The sequence below is a fragment of the Microbacterium sp. B24 genome (genome assembly GCF_000333415.1).
Classification (GTDB): Bacteria; Actinomycetota; Actinomycetes; order Actinomycetales; family Microbacteriaceae; genus Microbacterium.
Window position 1 is genome coordinate 1 of record NZ_BADB01000054.1, and the last position, 6,167, is coordinate 6,167.

Consider the following 6,167-nt stretch of genomic DNA (forward strand, 5'->3'; position numbering starts at 1 on the left):
ATTCGAGCTCGGACCCGGGGATCCTCTAGAGTCCGCGGTGGCCCCGTTGGCCGCACGGGTGTTCGCGCGCCTAGGACCGGAACTGAACGCGATGGTGCGGACGACCGCCGTCGCGACCGAGTTGTCGGGGGCTCCGGGCGAGAACGTGCTCGCGACCACGGCGCGTGCCTCGATGAACATCCGCCTGCTCACCGGCGACACCGTCGCCTCGGCGACCGCGCGGATCCGCCGCGTCGTGGCCGACCCCGCCGTCGAGATCGAGGTGCGCCACGGGTCGGATCCGTCGCCGGTCTCACCCTGGCGCGGTGAGCCGTGGCAGCGCATCGCGACCGCGGTTCACGACGCCCTCGGAGCCGAGGTCGTGACCACGCCGTACATCCAACTCGGGGCGAGCGACAGTCGCTGGTTCACGGCGATCAGCTCGCACGTCTACCGCTTCACGCCCTTCCACCTCACGCGGGCCGAGCGCGACGCGCTGCACGCCCACAACGAGCGCATCCGCGTCGGGTCGTGGCGCAACGGCATCCGCTTCTATCGCGCCCTCATCCGAGCCAGCTGACGCTTACTGCGCCCGCCTCTCTCCTGCTGCATGTCCCACTCTGTGCTGCTGGGAGCGCTCTCACCCAGCGGGAACCGGGACACGCTCCGCGGGAATGGGGACACGCTCCGCGGGGATCGGGACGCGCACGGCGGGTGGGGTCACGCGGAGAGCGCTTTCGCGATGCGGGGGAGCGAGACGGGCTCGGCGGTGCCGAGCGCCTGGGCGAACACGCTCACGCGATACTCCTCGAGCAGCCAGCGCGCGTGTGCGATCGGAGCGGGAGCGTCGGACGCCAGGGGAAGCGCACCGCCAGCCTCCGCGTAGAGCGCAGCCGCGCGTTCGAACTCGGTGAGACGCTGGCGGTCGCGGCCGGGATTGTCGGCGAGGGTCCGAACCCGCTCCAGGGCGCCCTGCAGATAGCGCGGAAGATGACGCAGCCGATCGAGGCCCGTGCGCGAGACGAACCCGGGATAGATCAGCCCGCTCAGCTGCGCCTTGACATCGCCGAGTGCGGCGAGCAGTGTCATCGCGTTCTGCGCCTTCACGGCACGCTCGACGTCGCGCTGCAGCGTCAGGATGCGTGCCGTCAGCGACACCGCCTGGAACAGCTCGTCCACCACGGCCGTCGACAGCGCGTCGCGGACGACGGCGAACTGCTCGGGTGTGCGGACGCCGCCCGGGGCGACGCGCGCCATCACCGCATCGGCGACGGCCACGCGCGCATCCTCGATGAGCGCCTTCGCGGACGGGTACGGCGACGCCGCGAGAGAGAGCTTCTCCGCAGCGGTCAGATGCTCGAGCACGTAGGCGCTCGGCGAGGGCACGGCGAGCAGCAGCAGGCGACGAACCCCCGCGTGCGTGAGGCGCGCGGCCCGTTCGGGCGTGGACTCGATGCGCAGCGCCACGGCATCCTTCTCGTCCACGAGCGCGGGGTAGCCCCGCACGACGCCGCCGGCGACCTTCGTGTCGACGACCTCGGGGAGTGTGCCGAGGTCCCACGTCAGAATGCCGCTGCGCTCGACGATCTGCGGCGCGCCGGGTGCGGATGCCGCTGCCGCCGCGTCGGGGGAGCGCGTCCCCGACGGCGGCATGCCGGAGGCGCGCGCGACGCGCCCAGCGGGTTGCTGCTCGCGCGTGAGGGTGCGGGCGACCTGCTCGCGGGCGCGGCCGGCGAGGCGGCTCTGCAGGTCGGCGAGGTCGCGGGAGGTGCCGACGGTGCGTCCCCGGTGATCGACGGCCCGGAACGTCATCAGCAGGTGCGCGGGCACCCGCTCGAGGTCGAAGTCGTCGGCCGTCACGGGCTGGTTCGCCACGCGCTGGATGCGGGCCGCCAGCGCGCTGCGCAGCGTCTGGGGCGGCNATCCGTCGTGGTGCTCAGGACCGGCCGATGCCACGTCCTCGCCGAGCTTCGCCGCCCAGTCCGCAGCCGGCACCACGTGCCGGGCGATCGCCTTCGGCAGCGCCTTCAACAGTGCCGTCATCAGCTCCGCCCGCCATCCCGGCACCTGCCAGTTGAAACCGTCGGGGCGCAGCGCCGCCAGCAGCGGAAGCGGCACGATCACGCTGAACGCCGGTCCTCGGGACTTTCCGGTTCGAAACGATACGCGAGCGAGAGCACCTGGTCGCCCTGCTGCCAACGACCCGGGAAGGCGCGCTCATCCGCCCCCGACGCGTCATCGCGGAGGTCGGCCTCGGTCATGTCGAGAAGGCGCGGTGAGCGCGGCGAGGCCTCGCGCCACCACGTCTCGAACGAGCGCACATCGAACACGTCGTGCGGCACGCGCGCGTCGTAGAACGTGAAGACAGCCTCGTCGCCGACGAGGATGTCGCGGCGGCGTTCGCGCTCCTCCACCTTCTCCAGGCGGCGCCGCAGCTCCAGGTTGCGGCGTTCGAATGCGGTCAGACGCTTGTCGAGGTGCTGGCTGTTCCAGTCGCCGTCGACGAGCGCGTGCCGGATGAACAGCTCCCGCGCGAGCGGACGGTCGATGCGGGCCAGCTGCACGCGCCGGCGCGGGATGATCTCCACCCCGAAGAGCGTGACCTTCTCGGCGGCGACGGCGGCACCGGCATCCTTCGACCAGTGCGGGTCGCTGAGCTGACGGTGGGCGAGATCGCCGGCGAGCTCCTCGGCCCACGCGGGATCGATCGCCGCCACGGTGCGGGCGAACAGCCGCGAGGTCTCGACCAGCTCGGCCGCCATGACCGCATCGGGGCTCGCCTTGCGCAGAGCCGATCCGGGGAAGATGGCGAAATTCGCGCCCCGCGCTCCGCGGTAGGTCGCGATCTGCTTGCGACGGTCGTTTCCGCCGCCCTTCGCCGCGCCGTTCTTCGCCGGTGTCAGCGAGCGGGTGTCGAGGATGCCGATGTGCGAGAGCAGACCCGACAGGATCGCCCGGTGCACGCGCGCGGGGTCGGCCGCCGCGCCGTCGGAGGTCGAACGGGTCTTCGCGCCCATCAGCTGGCGCAGCTGCCGATGCACGTCGGCCCACTCGCGCACCCGCACGTAGTTGAGGAACTCGCTGCGGCACAGGCGTCGGAAGGCGCTGGAGCCGAGGTCGCGCTGCTGTTCCTGCAGGTGGTTCCAAAGGTTGAGGAGGGTGAGGAAGTCGCTCGTCGGATCGGCGAAGCGCGCGTGGAGGCGGTCGGCCTGCTCTCTCGCCGCGGGGTCTTCGGCCGACGGGCGTTCGCGGACGTCCTGGATCGACAGTCCGGCGACGATCGCGAGCACGTCGGGGAGCACCTCCAGACGGCGCGCCTCGATGAGCATCCGCGCGAAGCGGGGGTCGATCGGCAGGCGTGCGATCTCGCGGCCGAGGGAGGTCAGCCGCCGTGACGGCGAGACGGCCCGCAGCTCGGTCAGCAGGTCGAACGCGGCTTTGACCCCGCGGCTGTCCGGCTTCGTGAGGAAGGGGAAGTCCTCGATGTCGCCGAATCCGAGCGCGAGCATCTGCAGGATGACGGACGCGAGGGAGGTACGGAGGATCTCGGGCTCGGTGTATTCCGGGCGTGCGAGGAAGTCGTCCTCGCTGTAGAGGCGGATCGCGATGCCGTTCGAGGTGCGCCCGGCTCGTCCGGAACGCTGCTGGGCCGACGCCTGCGACACCGCCTCGATCGGCAGACGCTGCACCTTCGAGCGTGCACTGTAGCGTGAGATGCGGGCCGTACCCGCATCGATCACGTAGCGGATGCCGGGAACCGTGAGACTCGTCTCGGCAACGTTGGTCGCCAGGATCACGCGCCGACGCACGCCGGCAACGGCCGAGGGCTCGAACACGCGGTGCTGTTCGGCGGCGGAGAGCCGACCGTAGAGGGGGAGGACCTCCGTGGGGCGCGCATCCTTCGCGTACATGCCGCGGACGGCATCCATCGCGTCGCGGATCTCCGCCTCGCCGGGGAGGAAGACGAGGACATCGCCGTTCGCTTCGCGGTCGAGCTCCCGCAGAGCGGCCGTCAGCGTGTCGACCTCGTCACGGTCGCCGTCGCGCGGGCTGTCGGAGTCGGCCGCACCCGGGCGGTAGCGGATCTCGACCGGGTAGGTGCGGCCGGACACCTCGACGATCGGCGCGGGTGTGCCCCCGGCATCCGCGAAGTGTCTCGCGAAGCTCTCAGGATCGATCGTCGCCGAGGTGATGACGAGCTTCAGATCGGGGCGCTCGGGCAGGATGCGTGCGAGGTAGCCGAGGAGGAAGTCGATGTTCAGCGATCGCTCGTGGGCCTCGTCGATGATGATCGTGTCATAGCGGCGCAGCAGGCGGTCGCGGTGGATCTCGTTGAGGAGGATGCCGTCGGTCACGAGCGCGATCTGGGTGTCCTCCGACACCTGATCGGTGAAACGCACCTTGTAGCCGACGGCACCGCCGAGCGGCACCTGCAGCTCCTCGGCGATGCGCTCCGCGATGGTGCGCGCGGCGATGCGTCGCGGCTGGGTGTGCGCGATCTTCGTGCGCCCGAGCTCCAGGCAGATCTTCGGCAGCTGCGTGGTCTTGCCCGACCCGGTCGCGCCGGCCACGATCACGACCTGATGATCCCGGATCGCGCGCGCGATCTCGTCCCGCGCGGCGCTGACGGGCAGCTCCGGCGGGTAGGAGATCACGGGCGTGGGGGAAGGCATAGCCCTCCATCGTATTGCGCTCGGGGCGATCAGGCGCTCGGGCGGAACCCCGACACTTCCACGATCGCGTCGAAATAGGTCAGCAGCACGTTCGGAATGTCGCCGAGCGGGCTCGAGAGCACCACGAGAGCGAGCTTCTTCGAGTCCGGGACGGGGTACCAGTAGTGGGCGACGAGGCGGCGCTGCGTGAAAGCCTCGCCGTTCTCGACCTCGACCGACTCGTCGATGCGATGCGCGCGGACCACCTCGCCGTCCGCGAACGGACGCCGCACCGCCGTGCCCGCCATCTCGGGAGCGATCGTCGGCAGGGACTCTTCGAGCACGGCGAGCACGCGCTCGGGGTTCGTGCCGATGGCGGGGCTCATCCGGAACCGGTCGTCGTCGAAGAGTGTCAGCATCGCCGACATCGGCTCCCCGGGGCCGAGCTCCGTCTGCAGCAGCAGCAACCGCCCGTGCGCCTCGCGCGCGGCCCGTGCGGCCTCGACGAGGTCGTCGCGCATTCGGCGCCGAGGCGTGGCGTTCTCGTCGGCAGTGCCGAGCGTGCCACGTGCGACCTCCGCGGCCGATGTGCGGGCGGCGTCGTCGGAGTCGAGGGCGACCTGCCACCATGTGCCGAGCAGCCGGAAGGCGAGCTCGGGCTCGTGCGTGGTGCTCATGGAACGCGGCGCGTCAGCCGAGCGCGGCAAGATCGCTCATCGGCACCACGAGGCCGCCGTCGATCCAGACCGTGGACAGCCCAGAGGGCAGGCCTCGGATGGCGTCGGACAGATCGAGGATCTGCTTCGGGTTGGAGGCGTCTCGGGCGACGAGATCGAGCATGTCGGCATCGCCGTGGGCGGAGTCTCTCACCGCGATCAGAACGGCGGTCAGCGTCTGGGTCGAGACCGGCTCGCTCCCGGTGATGCGGATGACGACCGTGAGCTGGCGGGCGGCTCCCGAGAGGCTCGTGGTGACGGTGCTCGCGCGCTCGACGCGCGGGTCGGATGTCGCGATCGCGTCGTACACGGGCTGAAAAGCGTCCACGCTACTCTCCAAGGGGGTCGGGGCGGACTGGGGGGCATCGAAGAGAGAGGAGCATCCCGTTGAAGCGCCCACGGCGAGCAGAGCGACGAGAACACTAGCGAATCGGCGAGCTGAGGCTCCCGCGATCATCGTCACTCCTTCCACGGCCCGCAAGGAGGTCGAGCAGCGCTACGACTTCAAGGGGACCGACGCGTCGATCGACTGGAGCGGCGAGGCGATCCTCATCAAGGCCAACAGCGAAGAGCGGGCGAAGGCGGTGCTCGACGTGTTCCAGTCGAAGCTGATCAAGCGCGGCATCTCGCTGAAGTCGCTCGAGTCGGGTGAGCCGCAGGCCTCGGGCAAGGAGTACCGCATCACGTCGACGCTCAAAGAGGGGATCTCCTCCGAGAACGCGAAGAAGATCACCAAGCTCATCCGCGACGAAGGCCCCAAGTCGGTCAAGGCGCAGATCCAGGGCGGACTCTAGAGGATCCCCGGGACCGAGCTCGAATC

Annotated in this window: 5 protein-coding genes and 1 pseudogene; 2 read left to right on the forward strand and 4 right to left on the reverse strand. The window is 70.5% G+C overall.

The window, feature by feature from the left end:
- On the forward strand, positions 1–559 hold a 559-nt coding region (locus I5I_RS01200), incomplete at its 5' end, for a M20/M25/M40 family metallo-hydrolase (protein WP_148285467.1).
- A gap of 140 nt (positions 560–699) precedes the next feature.
- On the opposite strand, the gene I5I_RS18025 is transcribed toward I5I_RS01200, so the two are convergent.
- From I5I_RS18025 to I5I_RS01215, 4 genes are read right to left on the reverse strand one after another with little or no spacing between them, the layout of a single operon-like run.
- Positions 700–2,103 (reverse strand): DUF3418 domain-containing protein, encoded by a 1,404-nt coding sequence (locus I5I_RS18025; RefSeq protein ID WP_441295535.1) that lies wholly within the window; start codon positions 2,101–2,103, stop codon positions 700–702.
- Positions 2,100–4,652: an ATP-dependent RNA helicase HrpA gene (hrpA, locus tag I5I_RS18030; RefSeq protein WP_441295536.1), complete on the reverse strand. Its 2,553-nt coding sequence runs from the start codon at positions 4,650–4,652 to the stop codon at positions 2,100–2,102. The genes I5I_RS18025 and hrpA overlap by 4 nt, the downstream gene beginning before the upstream one ends.
- A gap of 29 nt (positions 4,653–4,681) precedes the next feature.
- Positions 4,682–5,308 carry a hypothetical protein gene (locus I5I_RS01210; RefSeq protein WP_036315417.1) on the reverse strand — a complete coding sequence of 209 codons (627 nt, stop codon included), beginning with the start codon at positions 5,306–5,308 and terminating at the stop codon, positions 4,682–4,684.
- A 13-nt stretch (positions 5,309–5,321) separates the two neighbouring features.
- A complete protein-coding gene (locus I5I_RS01215; RefSeq protein ID WP_036315419.1) occupies positions 5,322–5,675 on the reverse strand; it encodes a hypothetical protein in 354 nt (117 codons plus the stop codon).
- Between the two features lie 145 nt (positions 5,676–5,820).
- Here I5I_RS01215 and I5I_RS01220 point away from each other — a divergent pair.
- Positions 5,821–6,132: pseudogene (locus I5I_RS01220) on the forward strand (DUF520 family protein); the annotation flags it as partial.
- Positions 6,133–6,167: the final 35 nt, after the last annotated feature.